The sequence below is a fragment of the Paenibacillus ihumii genome, from assembly GCF_001403875.1.
GTDB lineage: Bacteria > Bacillota > Bacilli > Paenibacillales > Paenibacillaceae > Fontibacillus > Fontibacillus ihumii.
Genome location: NZ_LN884299.1, coordinates 2,115,252 through 2,138,448, shown reverse-complemented (window position 1 = coordinate 2,138,448; position 23,197 = coordinate 2,115,252). Strand labels below are relative to the sequence as shown.

General features: G+C 46.1%; 23 protein-coding genes. 3 read left to right on the top strand and 20 right to left on the bottom strand.

Annotated elements, in window-relative coordinates; translation table 11 throughout:
* The 5 genes from BN2762_RS17100 to BN2762_RS17080 form a co-directional block, all read right to left on the bottom strand.
* Nucleotides 1–990 carry a PfkB family carbohydrate kinase gene (locus BN2762_RS17100; RefSeq protein ID WP_055108116.1) on the bottom strand — a complete coding sequence of 330 codons (990 nt, stop codon included), beginning with the start codon at nt 988–990 and terminating at the stop codon, nt 1–3.
* Nucleotides 991–1,047: 57 nt separating this feature from the next.
* A complete protein-coding gene (locus tag BN2762_RS17095; RefSeq protein ID WP_055108115.1) occupies nt 1,048–2,517 on the bottom strand; it encodes a glycoside hydrolase family 32 protein in 1,470 nt (489 codons plus the stop codon).
* Nucleotides 2,518–2,681: 164 nt separating this feature from the next.
* Entirely contained in the window at nt 2,682–3,662 is a 981-nt protein-coding gene (locus BN2762_RS17090) for a LacI family DNA-binding transcriptional regulator (RefSeq protein ID WP_055108114.1), read from the bottom strand.
* Nucleotides 3,663–3,759: 97 nt separating this feature from the next.
* Nucleotides 3,760–5,349 (bottom strand): alkaline phosphatase family protein, encoded by a 1,590-nt coding sequence (locus BN2762_RS17085; RefSeq protein WP_055108113.1) that lies wholly within the window; start codon nt 5,347–5,349, stop codon nt 3,760–3,762.
* A gap of 47 nt (nt 5,350–5,396) precedes the next feature.
* A complete protein-coding gene (locus BN2762_RS17080; RefSeq protein ID WP_055110159.1) occupies nt 5,397–6,104 on the bottom strand; it encodes a DUF421 domain-containing protein in 708 nt (235 codons plus the stop codon).
* A 254-nt stretch (nt 6,105–6,358) separates the two neighbouring features.
* Between BN2762_RS17080 and BN2762_RS17075 the strand changes: the two genes are divergently transcribed.
* Nucleotides 6,359–6,874: a DoxX family membrane protein gene (locus BN2762_RS17075; RefSeq protein WP_055108112.1), complete on the top strand. Its 516-nt coding sequence runs from the start codon at nt 6,359–6,361 to the stop codon at nt 6,872–6,874.
* A gap of 246 nt (nt 6,875–7,120) precedes the next feature.
* Complete coding sequence (locus tag BN2762_RS17070) at nt 7,121–7,849, top strand: peptidylprolyl isomerase (RefSeq protein WP_055108111.1); 729 nt, start codon at nt 7,121–7,123, stop codon at nt 7,847–7,849.
* Between the two features lie 31 nt (nt 7,850–7,880).
* Here the strand turns inward: BN2762_RS17070 and BN2762_RS17065 are convergent, their stop codons facing one another.
* Entirely contained in the window at nt 7,881–8,657 is a 777-nt protein-coding gene (locus BN2762_RS17065) for a GNAT family N-acetyltransferase (RefSeq protein ID WP_055108110.1), read from the bottom strand.
* Nucleotides 8,658–8,797: 140 nt separating this feature from the next.
* On the bottom strand, nt 8,798–9,652 hold the full coding sequence (locus BN2762_RS17060; RefSeq protein ID WP_055108109.1) for a manganese catalase family protein: 855 nt from the start codon (nt 9,650–9,652) through the stop codon (nt 8,798–8,800).
* Between the two features lie 171 nt (nt 9,653–9,823).
* Here BN2762_RS17060 and BN2762_RS17055 point away from each other — a divergent pair, with 171 nt between their 5' ends.
* A complete protein-coding gene (locus BN2762_RS17055) occupies nt 9,824–10,336 on the top strand; it encodes a DUF3231 family protein (protein WP_055108108.1) in 513 nt (170 codons plus the stop codon).
* Nucleotides 10,337–10,428: 92 nt separating this feature from the next.
* On the opposite strand, the gene BN2762_RS17050 is transcribed toward BN2762_RS17055, so the two are convergent.
* The 13 genes from BN2762_RS17050 to BN2762_RS16995 form a co-directional block, all read right to left on the bottom strand.
* Entirely contained in the window at nt 10,429–11,343 is a 915-nt protein-coding gene (locus tag BN2762_RS17050; protein WP_055108107.1) for a tyrosine-type recombinase/integrase, read from the bottom strand.
* A gap of 676 nt (nt 11,344–12,019) precedes the next feature.
* The gene (locus BN2762_RS17045) at nt 12,020–13,330 is read right to left on the bottom strand and encodes a S8 family peptidase (RefSeq protein ID WP_055108106.1); all 1,311 of its coding nucleotides are present in this window, start codon (nt 13,328–13,330) and stop codon (nt 12,020–12,022) included.
* Between the two features lie 123 nt (nt 13,331–13,453).
* Entirely contained in the window at nt 13,454–13,810 is a 357-nt protein-coding gene (locus BN2762_RS17040; protein ID WP_055108105.1) for a hypothetical protein, read from the bottom strand.
* 19 nt (nt 13,811–13,829) lie between these two features.
* Entirely contained in the window at nt 13,830–14,252 is a 423-nt protein-coding gene (locus BN2762_RS17035; RefSeq protein ID WP_055108104.1) for a hypothetical protein, read from the bottom strand.
* A 291-nt stretch (nt 14,253–14,543) separates the two neighbouring features.
* On the bottom strand, nt 14,544–15,050 hold the full coding sequence (locus tag BN2762_RS17030) for a GNAT family N-acetyltransferase (protein WP_055108103.1): 507 nt from the start codon (nt 15,048–15,050) through the stop codon (nt 14,544–14,546).
* An 845-nt stretch (nt 15,051–15,895) separates the two neighbouring features.
* On the bottom strand, nt 15,896–16,297 hold the full coding sequence (locus BN2762_RS17025) for a MerR family transcriptional regulator (RefSeq protein WP_055108102.1): 402 nt from the start codon (nt 16,295–16,297) through the stop codon (nt 15,896–15,898).
* 85 nt (nt 16,298–16,382) lie between these two features.
* A complete protein-coding gene (locus BN2762_RS28180; protein ID WP_316246806.1) occupies nt 16,383–16,793 on the bottom strand; it encodes an SDR family oxidoreductase in 411 nt (136 codons plus the stop codon).
* A 92-nt stretch (nt 16,794–16,885) separates the two neighbouring features.
* Nucleotides 16,886–17,224, bottom strand: coding sequence for an SDR family NAD(P)-dependent oxidoreductase (locus BN2762_RS28175; RefSeq protein ID WP_316246805.1), 339 nt, complete (start codon nt 17,222–17,224; stop codon nt 16,886–16,888).
* A gap of 366 nt (nt 17,225–17,590) precedes the next feature.
* Nucleotides 17,591–18,313, bottom strand: coding sequence for an HAD family hydrolase (locus BN2762_RS17015; protein WP_055108101.1), 723 nt, complete (start codon nt 18,311–18,313; stop codon nt 17,591–17,593).
* A 109-nt stretch (nt 18,314–18,422) separates the two neighbouring features.
* Nucleotides 18,423–20,423: a transketolase gene (gene tkt, locus BN2762_RS17010; RefSeq protein ID WP_055108100.1), complete on the bottom strand. Its 2,001-nt coding sequence runs from the start codon at nt 20,421–20,423 to the stop codon at nt 18,423–18,425.
* Between the two features lie 10 nt (nt 20,424–20,433).
* On the bottom strand, nt 20,434–21,723 hold the full coding sequence (locus tag BN2762_RS17005; RefSeq protein WP_222861091.1) for a class II D-tagatose-bisphosphate aldolase non-catalytic subunit: 1,290 nt from the start codon (nt 21,721–21,723) through the stop codon (nt 20,434–20,436).
* A 12-nt stretch (nt 21,724–21,735) separates the two neighbouring features.
* Nucleotides 21,736–22,836 carry a PTS fructose transporter subunit IIC gene (locus BN2762_RS17000; RefSeq protein WP_055108099.1) on the bottom strand — a complete coding sequence of 367 codons (1,101 nt, stop codon included), beginning with the start codon at nt 22,834–22,836 and terminating at the stop codon, nt 21,736–21,738.
* 14 nt (nt 22,837–22,850) lie between these two features.
* Nucleotides 22,851–23,165 (bottom strand): PTS fructose transporter subunit IIB, encoded by a 315-nt coding sequence (locus BN2762_RS16995; RefSeq protein ID WP_055108098.1) that lies wholly within the window; start codon nt 23,163–23,165, stop codon nt 22,851–22,853.
* Between the last annotated feature and the right edge of the window lie 32 nt (nt 23,166–23,197).

Sequence of the window (23,197 nt, the reverse complement as noted above, 5' to 3'; positions counted from 1 at the left end):
TCATCCCCTTTTGTACGATTGCATTTCAATAAATTGCAGCACATCCGCCCGCGCGGGCAGGGCAGGAATCGCACCTTTTCCCGCAGCTGTCAGCGCCCCGCTGGCATTGGCAAACTGGAGAATTTCATGATGCTTCAAGCGAAGAAGCTCTGTAACATTGTCCTGAGCGGCTCCCTGTTCCAGCAGCTTGTAGAGAAAACCTCCGACGAAAGCATCTCCGGCCCCTGTAGTATCCTCAACCTTAACGTGAAATCCTCGTCCTTCATATTTCTCATCAGCAGAGATGTATAAAACCGCCCCTTCCTTTCCTCTAGTATAGATAACCCCCTTGACATCCCCTTGAAATAAAGAAGCGATTGCCTGATCGACTGGCGCTATCCCCGTAATGAATTCCAGCTCGTCCTCGGAAATCTTTAGAATATGGGCGGCGGGAATAAAGGCTTGAACCGTCCGCCGGCATTCCTCCGGACTCTTCCATAGAGGAAGCCGCACGTTCGGATCAAAGCTGACGAGCCCTCCCTGCTCCTTCACGGCATGAATCGCTTTCAAATGCGCCTGCTTCATCGGGCTGTCCACGAGATCGACTGAACCGAAATGCAGAATATCCTTTGCTCCGAACAGATCCGCGTCAATCTCCTTCTCGGATAGCAGCAGGTCGGCGGAGGGGTTGCGATAAAATGAGAAATCCCTCTCGCCGTCTTCCCGCAGCGATACGAAGGCCAGGCCGGTATTGGCCTCCGTCGTTCGCCGAATGAGATCGGTCCGTACCCCCGCTTCCGCCAGCTGGTCGATTAAATAGTCCCCAAAAGCGTCCTTCCCCACCTTCGTAAGCATGGAGGCGTTTCCGCCAAGCTTCGCCACCGAAGCCGCGACGTTGGCCGGCGCCCCTCCGGCAGCTCGCTCAAAGGCCGAGACCTTCTTCAGCGGACGGCCCTTTTGTAAGGGGATAAAATCAATTAACACTTCACCGATTGCAAATAACTGTCCCACGCTGTCACCGCCTTGTGTAAAATTACAGAGCTATGCTGTTTAAATGCCGCCCCGCTGCTATATCCTCCACAGGGATGCTCGGCAGGCTGCGCTTCCCTGATGTGCAAAGAAGCGGATCATCGTGCTCTCCGGCCCCGGAAAAATCCGGCTTGTAAATACCTCTTCACCCTCATTGACAAATATCTCTACGGAAGAGGTATCCACAAAGAGCTGAAACTTGATATTTTCAGCATCCAGATTACAGCGGCGCACGCTTCCGTATTCCTCGGCAATGGCATGGCCGGACAAAGTCCGATCCAGAATGACCTTCTTCGAAGCGCGGTCAACCATTAACACGGTCTTCTCGTGCTCCCCTGCCCGGAATTCAATGCCGAACCGCTCGGCGTCCGCAGCGGCAAATTCGCATATCAATTCATAGGTAGTTCCCTCAAATCCGGCAAAGCATGCTGTTTCGTTCTGCAATACGGCTTCCACCTTGACCTCTTCCTTGCGAAGCTTCTCCAGCTCCCTGACCGGCTGCTGAATGATTTTCCCGCCGCGGAGCGTTAATTCCCTCGGCAAGGTGAGGCAATTGGCCCACCCGTTGCGGTCCGTAGGATAATTGGCATCCGGAAGGCCCATCCAGCCTACCAGAATCCTCCGTCCGTCCGCTGCTTCCGTCGTTTGCTGCGCATAGAAGTCAAAGCCCCTGTCCAGCTCCTGGAATGCGCCATGGTCCAGCTTCCTTGTCCTAAGGTCGAGCGGACGGCCTACCACATATCCGGATTGAAATATGTTCCGGTAATGATCCCCTTCCGGCTCCAGGCCTTGGGGCGAGAACAGCAATACGCCCTGATGCTCAAGCTCAAAGTAATCCGGGCATTCCCACATATATCCGAAGTGGTTCAGACATGTACCGACTTCGCCTTCGAAGCTCCATTCCTGCAAATCTTGGGACTTGTACAGCACGACGCAGCCGGTTTCATTCCATCGCTGAGCTCCCAGAACACAATAATACTGGCCATGATTCTCCCAGACCTTCGGATCCCTGAAATGATCCGTATAGCCTGCAGGCACCGAGTCGATCACCGGGCGGCTTCTCTTCGTAATTTTTCCGCTCCGATCCATCGTTGCCAGGTTCTGATAAGGATGCCTCACCCATTCCTCATCCCGAGTATTGCCTGTATACATCAAATACAGCTCGTCATCCTTAACAATCCCGCTTCCAGAATAAGCCCCGTGAGAATCATAGGGATCGCCGGGCTCAATCCCGATTCCGACGTTCTGCCAATGAACCAAATCCTTCGATTTCGTATGATACCAATATTTCATGCCGTGATACGTTCCCAAGGGAAACCATTGATAGAACAGATGGTATTCCCCCCGATAGTATGCAAAGCCATTTGGATCGTTCAGCAGGCCGAATGGCGGCTGAATGTGATAGGTTTGACGCCATGGGCAGTTCTTGACCTGCTCTTGAAGCTCTTCCAGCTCTCCAGGCCTCGCCTGTTCTATTTTCCTGTACTTCTCTTCCCTGGATATTGTCATCGGAAGCCCCCATCTCCACTCATTATTTGGGTTATAGAACCGGTTCCAATTCCAAACAAAAAAGAGGAACCGGTTCCAAAACATCGATAAAAGATGTTCCATAACTCAAACGCTTCTAGCCTGGAATTATGGAACCGGTTTTGTCTCGAATTATAAACAACCATTTATCTTTTGTCAACGCTTTCTCGCTCAAGGAGCTCGATATCCAGCATGGTAACCGGATTGATTTCCTCCTCGCGAACAAGCTTAATTATATTGTGGGCTGCGGCTTTCCCCGCTTCTTTGTAGAAATAACGAACCGTCGTCAAGGTCGGATGAATAATTTCTGTGACGTCGTAGCCTCCAAAGCCTGTCACTGACAGATCGGAAGGGATGTCGATTTGCTTCAGATAAGCTGCTTTCATCACCCCGAGGGCAATATTATCCGTAGCGCATACGATGATCGAGGCGGTGTTTTCATCCAAAATTCGCGAGGCCGTGGCCATCGCATCGGTCATCCTGAAGCCTGTTTTGTAATAGGTGACGGAGCAGGCTGTGCCTTCCAGGCTTTTCCTGAAGCCCTCTTTTCTCCGCACGCCTACGGAAATATCCTTCTCCGTCACACCAAGATAAACAATCTGACGGTGGCCCATCTCCAGAATATGCCTGCCTATTCTGTACCCTGCATGATAATCATCGTGAATCAGACTATGAAGCTGAGGATGCTCCTGTCCCACTAACAGAATAGGGATATTGATCTCTTCTGCAGCTTTAAGATGCTCGTCATTCACCTGGGCGGCCAGCAAAATAATCCCCGAAACCTTCTGTCTCGCAAAATCATAGATCGCCTCGATTTCCCGTTTCATATCTTGGCTCGTATTCGAAATCAGCATTTGAAAGCTTGCGTTCCGCAATTCTTCATCGATTCCCATCAGCGTTTGGGAAGTGGCAAAAGAATCAAGACGCGGCACAACCGTTCCGATGATATTCGTTCTTCTGGCTTTTAAGCTTTGAGCAAATGTATTTGGAACATAATGATGCTCCTTAATGACCTTTTCGATCCGGTGCCGTGTAGCTTGGCTGACCGAGCCTCCGTTCAAATAACGGGATACCGTGCTCTTGGCCACACCCGCCATGGCGGCAATATCTGAAATTGTTTTAATCATCGCTCTCCCTTTTCCACTCCCGGTTTATTCTTTATTTCTAGTATACTGTCTTTTTCAGTAACCGGGTAGTTGACAGGAGGCGCGCCGCTTACTTGGCTTATTTCCCAGCCACAAGCTTCAGCAGAAAGGCTTTTAAGTCCACGATCCGCAGATGCTCCGGCCGTTCATCTGTTCCGCTGATGATGAGCGGTACAAGCGAATCCGCATGGACAAGAGACCCATGACTCCCTCCTCCTTTATGGGACGGCGAGTTCTTATCGGACAGCTCATAGCCCGGCTTGGCGATCACAACCAGATATTCCCCGGCATGGGAATGGAGGGCGCCATGAAGCCGCCGCATCGCATCAGGGTATCGGCCATATTGGATCCTGCGTTCGTCCGGGTCTATCATTAAATCCAAAACGCTCGGCTCCTGCTCCACCGTCCAATTCTGACCGTAAGCATCCTGTAAATCGCCATTTGCCTTGTATCTGACTTCTTTCGAGTCGGCACCTTGAGCGCGAATCCATTCCCCTTCCCGCCAACAGATCAAATCGATGCGGGAATCGGCTCTTAATTCGGCTGCGATGTCCTCAAGCTTATGGGATTGAAGGCTATAGACGTAAGCCATGGCGTCGTTGACGGCCAGAACGATTTCCGTATCCTCCGTTACGGCATCTCCCTTGCGATAGACGTTATAAGCTTTAAGCAGCGAGGACAGCTCGATTACCGGATTCTCGCCGGCAGGCAGAACTTCGGACATCCCGTTATCTCCGACGATGACGAATTTCGCCTGCTGCAAGGCTTCCTCGAAGGATCCGAAGCTTTCCAGCAGCGCTTGCAGGTGGCGATCCGTCTCCTTGACCCCTTTCAGATCCGGAGGACCGTGCTTATGAAGCTGAGGGTCGAGATCCGGCAGGTATACTAACAAGAAGTCAGGGAGTTTATTCTCCTTGATCAAATAACTGGCCGTAGAGAGCGAAAAATCATTGTTGATGCCGAGTCGTTGAGTTACGCCGTCGGGATGCTCGACTAGCCCCTTTAACGGATCGGCTAGCGAGCCCAGTGCCAAATAGTCCGGTCCTTGAACTGAAACGGACTTAGGCAGCGGAGTAGGACCGTGCATCCAGGCCGGCAGAGACAGCGTATGCTCCACCGGACCGCGATAGATCAGGCCGTTAATGCTGCCTGTCTTTTTGCCGATTCGGGCCAGATCCTCATAAATCGTCGGCAGCTCAGGATTCAGGTGCCTGCCGTTCAAATGGATTAGAGCTTCCGCCATAACAGAGTTCACGCCCAGATCGATAACCTCCGCCGGCCCGGTCCCGTAATTGATGAGCTTCTTGTCTTGGAGCGAATACCAGGTCAAGCCGGGCACATGATGGCCATCCGGGTAAGTTCCCGTTAGCAGTGAGCTGTCGATCGTGACGGACATCGTCGGGAACGAGGACACCATTTCCTTGTAATACTGGCCGTGCCCGATCAGGTATTGGAGGGTGGGAAGCTCCTTTTGCGCCATGCCTTTGTCGATGGCTTCCGCCATCAGGGAGTCGATGACGATAAGAATCACTTTCTTGGCATCTTCCCCCGCATTGGATTTCACATGGAGCAAACCCGGATTGCTCGGAGACGGCACCGGCTTGTTTCGATAGAGCCAGACCGCAATCAACAGAATGAGAATGAACAGCACTACCAGCGCCTGTAACATGCATCGCTCACCAGCCTGTCAATAATATTTGGAGTCATTGTATTTTTTCATTGAATTTTCCTGTTAAGAACCTGTACATGATCCTTACTGTCAACGATCGCCAGCATGACATCGCTGATAGTTACGTTAGCTGAAGCGATTTGCTTGTTCAGCCATTCAGGATCCTTCCCCCTTTCCTTCAGCAGCGGCATGTTGATATTGCCGTCCACAATGATTGGCCTGGTTATGGAGAATGGCTGGGTAGACAATTGAATATCTGCCGGAGTAACCGGCTGCTTCGGAGTTTGCAGGAATACGGATATGGTTCCTCCTGGCTCCCATAGAGCAAGGGATACCTTTTGAATATCCTCTATCTTCTCTTTCCGCAGCTCGGAGAACAGATAATCAACTGAAATTCTGGCTTTGGATAGATGATGAAATTGAATTTGTCCGTTTTGAATAAGCGTAATCGGCGCTGGATCCAGGTACCTTCTAAGCAAAGGCCATTTCAGGCTTAGATGGCTAACAGTTATGTATAGGACGATCAGGACAACGGTAGTAATCATGGAACCTTTCAAGCCCAGCTCCTCATCCGACAGCGGATGCGCAATAATGTTGCCAAGGGTTAGAGCGATGATGAAATCAAGGAACCTCAGTTGAGAGATCGAGCGCTGCCCCATAAATTTGGCTGCCACTAATAAGAAGATAAAACTGACCCCTCCTCTTAGAACCCATTCCAATGCCGTTAATGATTCCTTGCTTTGCCAAAAGTCCAATCCATTCAGCCCTTCCGCTAAGACCAAGTTATTTTATAAGCTCTCCTTAGCTGCCGATGTCTATACACCAGAACATCGAACAACGCTAAATAGCACTGCTAGGCAATATTGCGCAATAATAGGCAGGTCTTGAAGACTATGGGAATTCATACTAGATTTGAGTTAAAATTAGGTTGGGGCTTAGGTCTGATTCTACTAAAGTTTCAAGCATCAAATGAGTAGTATGTATTTATCTATGAAAGGAGTTGAAAAAAATGGCAAAAATCGATTTTCTCATTAAAGAAAGTAAAGCCGGTGCTGTCCTTCTATTTCTGCTTCGACTTTACTTAGGCTGGAAATGGCTGACTGCCGGCTGGATGAAGCTCACTTCATCTCAACCTTTTGATAGCACAGGCTATCTGCAAAACGCCGTTGCCAACTCCAAAGGGGACAATCCAATCGTTCAATATTGGTGGGGTCGTGTATTGGAATCCTCAGTTCTCCCTAATGTAGAAGTATTCAACTTCTTGGTTCCTTGGGGAGAATTTCTGATCGGTCTAGCATTGCTGTTTGGAATTTGTACTCTCTCTGCTGCCTTGACCGGCATGTTCATGAACCTTTGCTTTTTTCTCTCCGGCTCAATTAGCATCATTCCCCAAATGCTCTTCTGTGCATTCCTCCTTATTTACGCGGGTAGCAACTCTGGACGAATAGGCGTAATGTATTTACTAAACAGATACTGGCTCAAGGCCAGAACCAAGACGATCCCTCCGCAGCTGGAACAAACCTGAAAGAATTAAATAGTTTGATGGCTGAGAACCCGTCTTATACAGCGGGTTCTCCTTTGCGAATAAAGATTAATAATGATTAGTAATGCTAGAATGCGCTAACCTATTAAACAAGGGATAAACGGAAACGTTATTAGGCAAATCATAAGGATCATCTCGATATGCTTTCCCCATCATCCAAGTCTGGAATTTTCAACGAAATGTCGGTATGATAGAACAAGATTTGTAAAAAGGAGTGGACAAGCACTTATGCAAAAAAAGCTTCTGGTACTACCTTTCCTACTGCTGCTCTCAGCAATCCTCGTTATTAGCGGCTGCAGCAAGTACAGCGAAACCAAGGATGAGCCAGGTAAACAACAAACGGGGGGCAAAGCTGCAGCGCAAACAACTCCGCCAGCTGAACCTAAATCGGAACCTAAACCGGAACCTGAGCCACAGAAGGAGACGATGAGCTGGGACAATCCTCCGGCTATGGAGATCGACACGAACAAGTCCTATACCGCGGAACTTACGACGACGAAGGGCAATTTCACCATTGAGCTGTTCGCTAAAGATGCACCCAAGACCGTGAATAATTTCGTATTCCTGTCCCGGCAAGGCTTCTACAATGATGTCATCTTCCACCGGATTATCGAATCGTTCATGATCCAGACCGGCGACCCGGAGGGAACGGGTGCAGGCGGTCCGGGATACAGATTTGAGGATGAGCAGACAGATCACAAATATGAGCCGGGCATTGTGGCTATGGCCAACGCGGGACCCGATACGAATGGCAGCCAATTCTTTATCTGTACCGGCGAAGACAGTGTCGGACTAAACAAAAGGCCGAATTTTACCATCTTCGGTAAAGTTACCGAGGGCATGGATGTCGTGGCAGATATTGCTGCTACCCCCGTACAAGCCAACCCTTTCACCGGGGAACCAAGCTCACCGACAGAGACTGTTCAGATTAAAGAAATTAAGATTACGGAGCAATAAATCAAATAAAGAACAGGCCCCGCGATTTCTCTTAAGAGGATCGCGAGGCCTGTTTTTGCCGTTGGTGAAGCAGCTTCTCCAGCTTATTCGGGCTTAAAATTTCATGCGTAAGAAATTCGCCATTATAATACATGCTGAAGGTAGTCCAGACCGCCGGAGCTTGTTGGGCTTCTTCCCTCGTTCTCAGACGATGGGCACGAAAAGGAATGCCCTTTCCCTCTGCAACCTTTTGCAGCTCGTCCAATATCCCCGCCGCAAAGGGGCATTGAACAGTGTAATAGATGCTAATGCCCTCTTCCATTGGATTGGCATTGTTGATCGTGCGCCTAAAGGCGGGCGTTACAGCCAGCTCATTCCATTTTAGAACAGCCAACTCGAAATAAGGCTCAGCCTGGTCCGCCACCTCGAAGCCCATATGTTCGAAATAGCGCTTATCGCTTAAATAGGGATACTTTGCCTTCCCTACAATATGCACAATCCCATCCATGCCAAGCGCCTTAGCATCTTCTGTGCATTTATCAAGCAGCCTTCTCCCGTGCCCGCCGTCTTTGTACCGGCCAGAAACCCAAAGACAATTGATATACATATAATTCGGAGCTTCAACAGGCACCCAGGCTTTCTCTGCGGGCAGGTATTCAATAAATACCTTTGCACGCTCATCCAGCCGATAGAAGACCAAGCCCTCCTCCATCCGTTCACATAACCATTGCTTCTTTTCGTGCACTGCATCTATGTATTGCTTAGCACCTAGCGCGCAGCAGATGTGTTCATCATGTATATTAGCTTTTGTTAATTGTATGTAGTTCATTTTTTCACAACCTTATATAGAGTTTAATGACATAAATGAAACGCTGCTCTGCATAGCTATATTTGTTATTCTGCGGCAACAATAAAAAAACCTGCTTTTGCAGGCTTTTTTTATTCAAAGTATTAATTTTACTAACCGCCTCATGTATTCAAGTCATGCAGCCCCGGACTATGTTCATTAGCTAATTCAGGCAGGCTCGGCAGAGGAAAGCCTTCCGGAGGTGGCACCACTTGCAGCTCCCCGCCGTTGCGGCTCGGTGTTTGGCCGTTAAAGATTTCAGCGATGCGAGTAGAATCCAGCCGAAAATTAAATTGCGCATTGTGAAAGCCCATATCGACATATTTCTTACACTCTGGGTATTTGTGGATATCATAGTTCGGAATAGGAAACAGCTTTCCCCACTCAACTCCCAATGTTTCGAGCGCTTTAGCAAAGGCGTTCTGATGGGCATTATCGCGTACAATCAGAAACGCTAGCGTTTCACGGAACGCTTTGTTGCTGCTCATTTCATAAATTCTTGTCTTTTGAAGCACTCCCGTTGATTCAAGAACAACGTTGTCCAATAAATTGCTGATCAGATTGCCATGATCATACACATAATTTCCATTCCATGGATTCCCTGCAGCATCGACCGGCAGCGAGCTTTGCGCTCCCATAATAAAATGATGGGGATTGGCATGCTTGATTGCCTCATCCAGCGGGGCTGCATTCAAGCCGGAATCCCCCGCTCCCTCAGCACCTGCACCCGTAAGCAATTGGTTGATGGTATGCTGCACCAGCTCAACATGGCTTAACTCCTCCAAAAAAACCCCGCGGATCAAATCGCGAAACTGGGTTGCATGACCTCGAAAGTTATTGCTTTGAAAGAAAAACTGCATCATGGTACGCATTTCGCCAAATCGCCCGCCTAAAGTTTCTTGCAATACTTTTGCAGCGGCCGGATCGGGCTGATCGGGGACGATCAGATTAATCAAGTCTTCCTTATAAAAATACATGGAATTACCTCCCGCTTCGTTAGTTTGATATTATGGTTGCAGTTTGTGCTGACTAACGAAAATAAATACGAAGCGGTGCTTGGAACCATTATCCTTAATGAATAAGAAGAATAATTCAAGCTTCTTCGGTTAATAATGACAGCAACATATTTTAAGGAGAGAAATGAGCAGATGGGAATACTTAGTGGAAATCCAAAAGACGAGCCCATGCATTACGGCGAAATCTTTAGTGTATGGCAAACATCGATGATGGCTAAAGGAACGGTGTCCTGCTATCAGGCTTTTCATAATCATGCAGGCGATAATGAGCTAAAGGAGATTTTGCAGGATCTCATAGATCAAGCTAAGTTAGAAATCAAAGAATGCGACGCCCTCCTTACGGATAACGGGATTGCACCATCCCCCGCTCTGCCGGAGCGGCCACCCGTCAAGCTGGAGGATATTCCCGCAGGCGCAAGATTTACCGATCCGGAAATCGGAGCGAAAATTGCTGCAGATTCGGCATTAGGCCTCGTCGCTTGCAGCCAAACTATGGGACAATCCATCAGAGAGGATATCGGTGCGCTCTTCGCCAAATACCACCTTACAAAAACGGCTCTGGGAGTTCGAATTCTGGAAATGAACAAAAACAAGGGCTGGCTGATCCCCCCTCCACTTCAGGTAAAGAGACCTGTCGAAGAATAGATTTATGATCATAATTAACAATGAAAAATCCCACATGGCGTGGGATTTTTTCATTAAAATATGAATCATTTTTAGATCATTGTAATGGCGTATCAAACCTTAGGCACCTCGATCGCAGTCATGGCGCTGCGCTTCTGTTCATCATTGATATGCGTATAGATCATCGTCGTTTCAATCGAGGCATGTCCCAGCAACTCCTTTACGACGCGAATATCGACGTTGTTTCTCAGCAGCATCGTAGCAAAGGAGTGCCGCAGTTTGTGGCAGGATAAATTCAAATCGCTCAAATGCGGATGATCCTGCTTGAAGGCATCGAAGACGCCGGCTGCGATCTTCTGAATTTGGCGGATGGACAGTCTCCTCCCCTTCTGGGACACGAAGAAGGCCTCTTCTCTCGAGCTATAAGGCTGAATACGGTCCTTTTCCACTTTTGCTAGGTATTCCACGACTAAATCAGGCAACGGGATCTCATTCCATTTCCGGCCCTTCCCTAACACCTCGAGCGTTCCCTTTTCTTTCTTGAAATGTGATAAGTTCATGCGGTGCACCTCGCCTACCCGCAAGCCGCAGTAGCCCATTAATAAGAAGATAGCCAGATTTCTATTGCGATAACGTCCTTCTACGTACGCAAGTACTTTTTTGAGCTCATCTTCCTCCAGATAGACAGGAATTTTATTCTTCTCGGTCTTCGACTTTTTGACTTCCAGGGCAGGGTTCCGGTTAGCCAGCTCAAAATCAATCAACGCCGCGTAGAAGGAACGAAGTGCGGATAATGTCCGATTCCTTGTCTTGTCGCCAGCGGATTCTTGTTTGGACACCAGAAAGCTGACGACGTGCAATTTCCCCGCCTGCTGCACCGGCAATTCATCGAGAGAGTATAAATAATCATATACTTCTCTCATATACTCTTTTCTGGTTGCTTCAGTATACCCCGATTGCTTCATCCAAATGGTAAAGGCCTGAAGCGGCTCGGTGTAGATTTCTTCTATGTAATATTTAGTAGTCAATGCAATCCCTCTTAAAATCTATATTGGAATTCCCTTTAAGGTGAAAATGACGATTTGATTATAAATGTCCGTTCAAAAAGCTAAAAAACTATCATTTGTGCTCTAATTAGAATGGACAACTGACAAGGCTTCGCCAGACAAATCGCTTAAAATCAAAAGTGCGCAAAATACGTGTTTGGCGTACTTATTATAGCACGTATGTTCCCTAAAGGGAACTGTCCGACAAACCTGGACATTATTTTATTTCATGATAGAGATACTCTATAAACGATGTTCCAACACGCTTCCATTCCCTTTTGGATTTGGTATTTTTACACTACGAATAACATAGCAATCCTAATACAAAAAGCACCCCTAACAAGACAAAAGCCTTCTTAAGGGTACTTCCCCTGTAGTTAGTATGAAACTGAAATCATTATAGTAAAACACCCCCATACTTTAAATATAAATTTGAATTTACTGGAACATACCCAAGTGTTTTTGGGACAGATTTGTATACTCGAATACCGGCATTAGATCGAACTAAAATAACCTTACTCGGCGGATATTTAGTCTTATCTTTATATCACGCATGGATATTCGTTTCACCCCGATTTTCTAATCATTCTGCCGTTGTTGTATATTTGTCTCAGTCAAGAAGACAACAATTACACTAATGTCCTTTTAATATTGTTTTTTACCGTTGGTTTAATGCTTTAACTGCATCGATTAATCCATAGCCAGATTCCTTATCAATTCCTCTTTGTAAAACATCTTTGGCGGATCGTAACAATAAGCGCTCAACCTCTACTGGCTTTAGTCGATCTTTACCGTGTTTAGCGATGATTACCCCAGCCAGAGCAGACACTTTTGGAACTGCAAGTGACGTACCTACGCCACTTGCATAGCCTCCGTCTAAACTAGTTGAAACACAACGGCCACCAGTGTCACCCCCTGGCGCCATTACATCTATTGCTTTTCCATAATTGGAATACGTTGCTTTTTTTTCATTGATAGTCCCGACAGACACAATTATCATTTTTTCATTATTAGGAATTCTGAAAGTTGCACCCCTGGCATTTTCTCCGTGGAGTGCTTTCGTAAGTTTAGCCGGGCTTGAGGTATCTAATCCCTCATTTCCAGCAGAGTTGACAACAACAACCCCTTTTTTAATTGCATACTTGATAGCTCTATCTACCAACTTCATTTCTGCCATATTGTCTTGCACATCTTGTTTTGGATTTTTAACCCAAATGTATCCTCCCAAAGAGAGATTTATTACATCAACATTAGCATCTGCTGCATGAACAACAGCTTCAGCAATTTCAAAGGATGTAGCCTCATTTTCATGGTTAAACACCTTATAAGATGCTACTTTTAAATTTGGTCCCACGCCAAGAACCCTTCCGTTTGCTGCAATCATTCCAGCAACCATTGTGCCATGACCACTCCTATCGATAGGGTCAGTTTCGCCTTCCACAAACGAATGTCCATACAGATAATTACCTTCTAGATCAGGGTGAGTATAATCTATCCCTGTATCAACAACGGCAATTACGATATCCTGACCCTCATAAGTTTTTCCCATACCCTCATTTAATTTCCATGATTCTCCATTTCCTGTCACTTGTTTAATATCCCATTGAAACAATTCATACATATCGTGACCACCACTATCTAAGGATGATATATTAACTGCTTCAACAGGTAATAAATCGATGTCTTCCGGAACGATAACATTTGGAATACCTGCCGATTCTACACCAATAAAGCTTGAAACCTTCGCTAAAAAATCTGGATCGTCTGAATTCACTTTGACTGCGCCAATCCTCGGGTATTCCTTTCTAATTTGTCCTCCGGATAGGTATATGACATCTTGGTAATACTTAGGCAGATCATCTTCATTACTAAAAACAACTATGTAATCTGAAGAAGAGAATGCTGTGGTGAATGGGACAACACCAAAAAATACGAACAACACAAAAAAAATGACTAGTGGTTTTCTCAATTTTTATTTTCCGCCCCTCGTTTAATGTGCTTTATTTTTGTACAAAGAAAGGCTGCTTATGAAGAAGCAGCCTCAGCCTTCCTGTTTCTTATGGAACGTTGAATCAAGTGCTCAAACATTTTGTTATTCCTGAGCATCATTAAGATAATATTGTAAGGACTGATATGGGGGCATCTTTACAGCATTTCTTAATAACTGATTTACTCCTCTAACGTTAGCCAGATACTCACTAGGAGATAAAACCTCAATTAACTCTTTAGAAATATCATCGAAGGAAGGTTTACTAGTATCTTGCTCATGATTAAGGAGCAATACATACTTCTTTAGGATAGCTTTAATTTCATTAAACTGCTTCACATTTAAGCCATTTGCAATTATCCAATCCCATAGACGATATTGTTCCGGTTCAAGTGCAATTTGGCGTAACAAGTTCACATATAATTCCAACCGTTGTACCTTTTCTTCTAGCGATTCAGACAAAATGTTTCACCCGCTTATTTTAAAGAAATATAAAAACTAGAACATTTGCAATCGTATTTGCCGTCGAACTATTAATTGAACCGCCTGCTACACTCATAATAGCCTGAACGATTGCATTTTGTACTGCTTCTTCTAATTGGTCGCCAAGTGATGCGATAAATTTCAATTCATTAGCAATCTCGGTAGCCGCTTCATCGAACGCGTCCTTTAACTTGTCACCTGGCAAATAGTCTTTGACGGCTTCAATAAATTTTCTATCCGAAAGTTTTTTTGCCAAAGCTTCTATTGCTTCTTTAGCAATCTTCGTTTTCCATTCAGGTTCAACAGTGTTTTCCTTAATAGTGACTGTAGTAGTACTTACAGGCGCTGCCATAGCTGCTACTGGTGTTAATGCAGCAACTATGATGGATACTGATAAAATTGCGGACAACAACTTTTTCATGAATAAATTCCTCCATATTTATGTTAATTGTTCTTACTATTTCTAAATTATAGCAATAATTTCCAAATTTGGTTAGGTACTAAATTACTATTTTGATTGATGAAGGCTTTTTATGTAATGTCAGGAACCCATTCATTAAATCTAACATCGCTTGAAAGTCAACAAGAGAGACACATATTAGATATTTATCAATTCGGTAATCGGCTCAAGCTTTTGTCCTTCCTTGACAATTCGGTACAACGAGACATAAAAGACAATTTATTGAACTAATGTCTTACGTTAGTTCAAACGCTATATGCTCTCCCATCCAATAGCTATCTCGACCAAATCATCCGTCCCAATTGTGATTTTCTTTTGACCAACTTGTTGGCCGCCTTGTGAGCTGTAAAACCCTAAAGATGGATTATCCTTTAATACCCACAGCATCATCGATGAGCAGCCATTATTTTTTAATGTTTCAACAACTGAATTGAAGAGTGATTTACCAATACCTATACCTTGGAACTCCTTTAATAAGTAGATTGCATAAAGTTCACCGTCATGCAAATATTCTTCATTTCGGTTTCGACCACCACAAGAAAACCCGACAATTCGTCCGTCATTGTCTTCCGCAACAAATACTTTTTCATGTTCTGTTCGATTTTCAAATGTCCAAACCCAGCTCTTCGTCCTATTTTCAACGGAAAGAGTAGCTAAGTATGAATCCGAAACGATACCTGCATAAGTTGTCATCCAGCTATTAATATGTACAGTTGCAATTCCTTCTGCGTCTTCAATAGATGCTTCTCTTACCTTCATTAGCTGGCCTCCATTCATTGACTAAGTATACAACCACATATTACCATTAAGTTCCCAAGCAAAACTGCTCGTTAGTTCAATAAAAAGCACGCTCTCGCGTCTTCGCTTAAGCTACGTACTCCTCATTATATTCCATTTCCAATTACTAATTAAAGAACGTACGCGGGTAGCATGTAGTGCTTAAACAGGGGACTATCCTTAACCTAAGCACTAAGAAAACACTTTATTTTTATCGAACAGTAAGTGCCCAAAATTGCAAACCCCAACGATAAATCTGCATTTTATTCATTTCTTCTCTTTGGCTAATGGAATCCCTTCTGTTAATCCCTTTAACCCTCTAACTGTAACTGCTCATATTGTAGGAACCATTGTATCAATTATGTAGGTGCTTTTATCTCATTGGACAATCATGGTACTCATTGAGGTTTTAATTACATCTGTTTTTTTGTTTAGATATTTATCTAATCGATAATCGGAACATGTTCTTGTCCATTACGGCAATCGGTACAAGTTCTTGTCCTTGGCTCGGGACAAGAACTTGTACCGATAAAATAAAAAAACTGCTAAATTAGCGACTTTCTATGGGACGATGTTCTTGTCCCTCAACAACATTTTCTATTATAAAATAATAAGTTACCTCTCATACCCCGCCCGTTAACTGATTACAAAGACTGCCAGATCCGATAGGATATGCCGGCAGCCTTTGCTTGTCGTTTATAGAGCTACCGTCCTCACGCTAGCGTAACGATGCAACATGCAGAATTGTTACTACTATATTATTTATTTCTAAGGCTCTAAGACTCTTCCGCCAATTTAAGGAATTATTTGCTCATCATTTTTTGTTCCTATCCGGGATTAACAATATTTGCTACCTTTATTTGGGGCCGAAATAGAGTTTCATCGTTTTCCAGCTTAGCATCAATAAACTCCACAATACGTTGAAGATCATGTATTTGAGTTATAACTTTTTCTTTATAATCTAAAAGAGTTCTTTTTAATTCGAGTACCGAACTAAGGCTTTCTTTTATAGGCAATTGTAAAATATTTTTCATTTCATTTAATGACATTCCTGTTTTCTTCAAACAAATGATCAGTTCCATTACCTCTGTATCTTCTTCATCGTATATTCGATGTCCATTTTGTTTTCTTTTTGCATAAGGAAGCAGGCCAATCTTTTCATAGTAGCGGATCGCATCTTCGGTTAATCCGGTTTTCTCGGAAACTTGCTTGATGGAATAAGTCCCCAATCATCACCCACTATCTTGATATTTATTTCATTTAAGATTCTATACACAGTATGTTATGCAGCCTGCAAATAGATTTAATTAAAATCTAAACGAGAAACTCATGTTTGTAAATATCACACAGTCGATTAAGCACCGGTTCCTCATGCTCCGAGAATTTGATTGCAGTTTCTTTTCCCTTGTTTATAAAAATACCGGTAACTTCATCGTTGAAATCGAAAGCAGCATCGTATAAGCGGGATGCCCCTTTGCTTGGTGGAGTAAAAATAAGATTCCTTATTGGAAGGATATAGCTTGGCATTCCTTCTCCTTTGGTCAACTTCGTCCTATTTGGTCCTGGGCAGACACTTCGAATTTTTATACCCTCAGTCAATAAATCTGGAGCAATTCCATTCATCCACAAAGAAAGGGCCAATTTACTGTTTGCATAAGGACCTATAATCTTTTTAAATGGAGTTATTTTAGGTTCGATTACTGTATTTAAGTCAAAATGCTTCAAAAATAACAAAGAATTGGAAGATGTATTGATTATAGTTTTCTCTCGACCCTTTAGTAACAGTTCTTTAAGTTCCATCGTAATGATGTAAGGAGCTAATGTATTAACCTCGAAATGTATTTCACGCCCTTGTTTGGAATATTTATATTCAGCAAAAGAGACTCCTGCATTGTTGAAAAGCAAATAATTTGGGCCTCATTTTTCTTAATCTGGCCAAGTGCGTTTCTAAGGCTGGAGAAATCGGCTAAATCAGCTTTATATACTCTTAAATGTTTCTTTTTAAGAGCATCAATAATTATAGGTTGATCATTTGGAAAGTCAGAGCGGATTAAAGCAACTACTGCCCAGCCCTGTGATAGCAGCTTTTTCGTCAATTCCAATCCAACGCCAGAGTTAGCCCCTGTAATCAATACTACTTTATTATGTTCGTTCATTTAATTCTTCCTTCCTGTGTCTCCAAAAGTAAATACAGAATACTACTTGGAGTGAACACCAAGTCAAGAAAAAAAATTATTTTATTATAGCACTTCAACTAAACTAAATTGTAATTAATATTCGGACTGACTCATTTATTAGCGCTAACTATGTACTTGTAGTTTAAATATAAAAGATAACATTGCGTTAGGTACCCTTTAGCTTAACAGGCTTTCGATGCTGATAGACATGAGACCCCTATGCGTATGTGTTCTTGTTCTCAATATTATTTTTATTGACTGCATATAAAAAAGCCCGTTATTTCGGGCTTTTAATAAAATTTGCTAAAAGGCACCCGCTCATACCCCTCGCCGAGTAATGTGACCTCAGGGCTTCTCCTGCCCCTGTTCGCAAATGCCGCTCACTATTTCAGCAATGGAATGCTGCTCATCTACAACATAGTCCGGCCTGACATCTGCCGAAAGAGGGGCAAGCCCTCTACGATTAACCCAAATGGCCTTCCACCCCGCTTGTTTGGCACCGATGACATCATTGGCATACGAATCGCCCACATAATACGTTGTCTCCGAATCAAGATTCATGGCGTTTTGCGCGTGCAGAAAAATACGCTGATCGGGCTTGGCGATACCCCATTCACCGGAAATAAACACATGCTCAGGCAAGACCCACCGTTCCAAGCCAAGCTGCTTCACTTTGTTGCGCTGATGATCCCGGGGGCCGTTCGTAATTACACCCAGAGGGAGCCGATGGGTTTTACAGTAGTTAAGAGCCTGGATAACATCAGGAAGCAGCTGAATGTTCTTTTGAAACGTTTCATAATCGTATTGAAAGCTAAGCGCTTCCTCTGGCGTAATCTGAATGTCAAACACTTGAAAAGCCTTGGTTATTCGGTAAATATGCATTTCCCGCCGCCCCATTTTCCCGCTTTCGCTCAACTCAAATACCTCATCACTGAATTTCCTGCTGTAGAGATACAAATCCTTCAGCGGAATGCTGGCGTATTGGCTAAAATGCTTCTCAAACGCCTGTGCGAATGGAGATAACTGATCATAGACGGTATCATCAATGTCAAACAGAAAACTGTACATTTTCCCCTCCATCTGTTTCGTCCTATATCCAAAAAAAGCACCGCCAATCCGGTGCAGGCGGCCCAAGCGGGCTGCACGCGGGGATTGGCGGAATCAAAGCTAGCAACGTTTATTTCAGAGTATTATAAAGCGCTACGATATTTTCTACGGTAAAGCCGTATTCTTGTATAACTCTGTCTGCCGGGCCGCTGGCTCCGAATCGGTCGATCCCCAGGGCCTTGCCCTCTCTACCGATGTATCTTTCCCAGCCGAAGGTAGAGGCCATTTCAATGGAAAGCCGCTTTGTAACCGCAGAAGGCAGAACCGACTCTTTGTACTCCTCAGATTGCTGCTCGAACAATTCAAAGCTCGGCATGGAAACGACGGATACATCGCTTCCCGCTTCCCGCAGCACCTGCTGTGCTTTTAGAGCAAGGTTCACCTCAGAGCCCGTGGCGATCAAAATTCCCTCCGGTACGGTGCCCTTCGCTTCAGAAATAACATAAGCGCCTTTTTTGACCTTTTCTCGGGCCAGCTCGCGCGTGCCGGGGATAACGGGGAGATTTTGCCGGCTAAGCACGAGAATCGTAGGCGTATGCCGGCTAGTCATCGCTATTTCCCAGGCGGCAACCGTTTCATTTCCGTCGGCGGGACGAATAACTTGGACGTTCGGCATGCAGCGGAGGCTGGCCAGCTGTTCAATCGGCTCATGTGTAGGCCCGTCTTCTCCAACCGCTACCGAGTCATGTGTCAGAACATATATGACAGGGGCTTGCTGAATGGCGGATAAGCGGATCGCAGCCCGCAAGTAGTCCGCGAACACAAAGAAGGTGCCCCCGTACACTCTTGTCCCGCCATGAAGCTGAATGCCGTTCATGGCTGCTGCCATTGCGAATTCTCTCACACCAAACCAGATGTTGCGCCCCTCATAATTTCCCGTTTCGAAGTCGGTGGTGTTCTGAGCTACCGTATAATTGGAAGCTGACAGGTCCGCCGAACCGCCCCACAGATAAGGAATAGCTTGAGACAGGGCTTGAATCGTGTCGCGGCTGGTCACCCGGCTTGCGGCAGCCGTGCCTTCATCGTATACTGGCAGGCCCTTGGTCCAGTCCTGCGGCAAACCACCGGAGAAGGCCAATTCATACTGTGCGGCAAGCTCAGGGTACTTAGCGCGATAAGCTTCAAAGCGCTCATTCCATTCCCGCTCTGCTTTCTCGCCTGAGGTAACCATCCTTTCAGCAAAGCGCTCCCGGACTTCCGGGCTGACCGAAAAGGAGCTATCTTGATCCATACCGTAAAAGGCCTTCACACGCCGGACATCCTCTCCGCCGAGCGGCGCGCCATGTACCTTGGAGGTGCCTTGATTTTGTGAACCGTAACCAATTACCGTCTTAACCTCGATCAGAGTCGGTTTTCCGGTTTCCTCGCGGGCTGCGGCAATGGCCCGATCAATGGCCTCCAGATCATTACCGTCCTCCACTAAAATATACTGCCAGCCGTAAGCTTCATATCGCTGTCCCACCTGCTCGGTAAACGCTTTTGAAGTGGGGCCGTCCAGCGAGATATCATTGGAATCATACAGAACGATCAGCTTGCCGAGCTTCATATGACCAGCCATCGAGCTGGCTTCCTGGGCAACCCCTTCCATCAGATCGCCATCGCCGCACAGGACATAGGTATAGTGATTTACAATATCATAACCATCCCGGTTGTAGGTGGCGGCCAAATGCGCCTCTGCCATCGCCATCCCTACACCCATTGCAAGTCCCTGTCCCAGCGGCCCCGTCGTGACTTCCACGCCGTCCGTATGTCCAACCTCCGGGTGTCCCGGCGTGTTCGAGCCCCATTGCCGGAAATTTTGCAAATCGTCCAGCGAAACTTTATAGCCGGAAAGATGCAACAAGCTGTATAACATCGCCGATCCATGTCCAGCCGAGAGGATGAAGCGGTCGCGGTTCGTCCAGTTCATCGAGCTTAATGGATTAACCTGCAAATGGCGGGTCCACAGGACATAAGCCATGGGGGCTGCGCCCATAGGCAGCCCCGGATGACCGGAATTGGCTTGTTCTATTGCGTCGATGCTTAATGTACGAATAGTATGAATAGCTTGCAGATCCGTTTGATCAAACATTCAAATCCTCCTATTGCTGAACCTTAGTAAGTATACGTGTGGTTGCGCCTTTGAGGTTATAGCATTCTACATAATCACGAATCGGGCGTTTAATATGATCGATGACATAGCGCTGACCTTGAATATGATGCTTCTCAAGATTTTGGTACAATTTTTCGATTTCAGCCTTCACTTCATCATCGTTAAACGTATAGTGGCCCGCGATATCCAGAATTTCCTCCGATAGCTGATCATCCGCCATAATTTCCTCTACCGTCAGCTCCTGCTGCTCGCCCACCATCCACTTCCGCCAGCGCTCGCTTTGAATTGCATGCGTTAGCAGCACTTCACGGGTACGGGAAGGATCATCAATCAAACCATTCTTAGCCAGCTTCGCCTCCACCGCCGACAGCTTCAAATATGCGCGAGTCTCCTCTGTGCCATATTGCGGAGCCACATTGGTCGCTGTAATCTGTGAAGGAATATGCTCCAGCAGCGTCGCATCGTCCAAGTAGTCGCCGTTATGCTCTTTCAGGCCTACGCCGTACTTTTTCGCCATTTGCGCCAAATCATAAGCATTTCTGAAGTTGAAGGTGCCCACTTGCTCCGTCTTGCGGGTCAGCGTGCCCGTTTGCCCCACGATGAACGTCGGCATCGGCAAGCCCCGTTTCTCCAACTCTTCTTGCAAGCGCAGAATAAAAGTCTCGTACGTTTCCGTCGAGGTCAATCCGCCGTTAGTTTCCTCCGTACCGACTTCATAGCCGATTTCCGGCAAATTCCGCGCTTTACGCTCATTTTCGCAGAACTCGATAAGCTCCACCGTCCGCTTCAGCACCGTATCCAACGGGATCACTTTACCTACTTCGAACGGATCTTTGGTCGGGTCGATCATCAGCAGATCGAAGCCCGCTTCGATATCGGCAACATAGGATCGCTTCCCTAGCTCCATCGCTTCTTCCAGCGGCAGGTGATCGTTTCTCTCCTTGTCCCGCTGCCAAGGGCCGCCGTGGTCGCGGCACATATAATAAAAATTGTCGTAGCTGATGTCATTTGCCACCTCTTGCACCGCTTTGGCAAAGGTAAACTGGTTCCAGCCGTTCACATAGCCTCCGCCGAGCTCATCCATATCAACCTGGTTGCGGCTGGCGATGAACATGACCGGGAAATCGTATTCCTTGGAGAGCTCCAGGGTAGCCTGTACACAATTTTTCGACATCGGCCCGATTCCCAGCAAAGTCGCGCTTTCACCTGTCTTTTGCAACTCCAGCAAACCTTCAACAACTTTTTTTATCGGCAGTTTATCCACTCTAACCAGCTCCATTTCTATATTTCTTTATTTCGTCGCTTCAATAGATGAGTTCCCACTCTTCTTCTGTTGATTTCCTTTTCCGGCTTGATCCAGGTTCGGCTTCGTAAAGTGCAGGATCAGCACGGAGACGAGCACGCCTACAAACATCGAGATGACATACCAGAGTTTGTTATTAACTACAGGCAATATGATGAGTCCGCCGTGCGGCACCAAGGCCTCGACAGTCATGAGCATTCCCAGTCCTCCGCCGACAGCGCTTCCGATAATGATGGCTGGAAGAACGCGCTTAATATCTTTTACGGCAAAAGGAATCGCCCCTTCGGTAATACCGATCAATCCCATGAAAAAGGCGGAAATGCCCAAATCCCTATCCTCGGGAGCATATTTCTTGCGGTCGATAAACGTAGACACCGCCATGGCCAGCGGAGGAATCGCGACGGCAATACGGTGTGCGCCGTTTGGTCCGTAAATTCCCTCTGCCATCAGAGCAAGCGTAAACGCCGTAGCCGTCTTGTTGATGGGACCGCCCATATCGACGGCTGTCATTGCACCGATGATCAATCCGAGCAAGACAGCGTTTCCACCCTGCAGATTGCCAAGCACATTGACCAGCCATGTCATCGCTGCCCCTATCGGACCGGCAATGACGTAAATATACAACAGCCCTATGGTGAGTACTGAAAAAATAGGCACTATCAAGATGGGCATGATCGTCCTAATCGTGGGCGGAACCTTCCAGGTCTTGCACCACTTGACGACTAATCCGACGGCCACACCAAGAATCATTGCGCCAAGGAAACCGGTCTTTACTCCGTCCTCCCCAATCGGATTGTTGGCTACGTAACCCAGGATCATCGCCGGAGCAATCCCTGGCTTTCCAGCCAATGAATATGCGATATAACCGGCCAATATCGGAATCATCATGGCAAAGCCGGCCGACCCGAGATCAAGCAGATTTTGCATAAACGGACTCGTTACTTGCATTCCTTCATCCGTAGCCGTGCCTGTGGCCAATGAGATGGCTAGGAAAACCCCTCCGACTACGACCGCCGGCAGCATGTAAGAGACACCTGTACTAAATGCCTTCTGAATTTCCTTGAGTACATCTCGCAACTTATTCGCCATTGTCATATCCCTCTCTAAAGTTTCTCAGCTCTATCCAACACTTCGCCAGGATGCTTGATGGCATCCGCCGGTTCAATTTGCAGCACTTTCCCATTATCCATTTTTTCTTCAAACCGCTCTTCACCGTCGATTCGGATCGCCACGGCCAGAATAACTACATCTGCTTCATCGATCACATCCTGCTCCAGCTCATTTTCGATGCCCATACTGCCCTGCGTTTCCACTTGAATTTCGTATCCTCGCTTTTGACATTCCTTCTCTAATGCCTCCTGGGCCATGTAAGTGTGGGCCACTCCTGTGGGGCAAGCTGTTACTGCTACTATCTTCATTGCTGTTCCTCCTCAAGTTTTTTATATTTGAA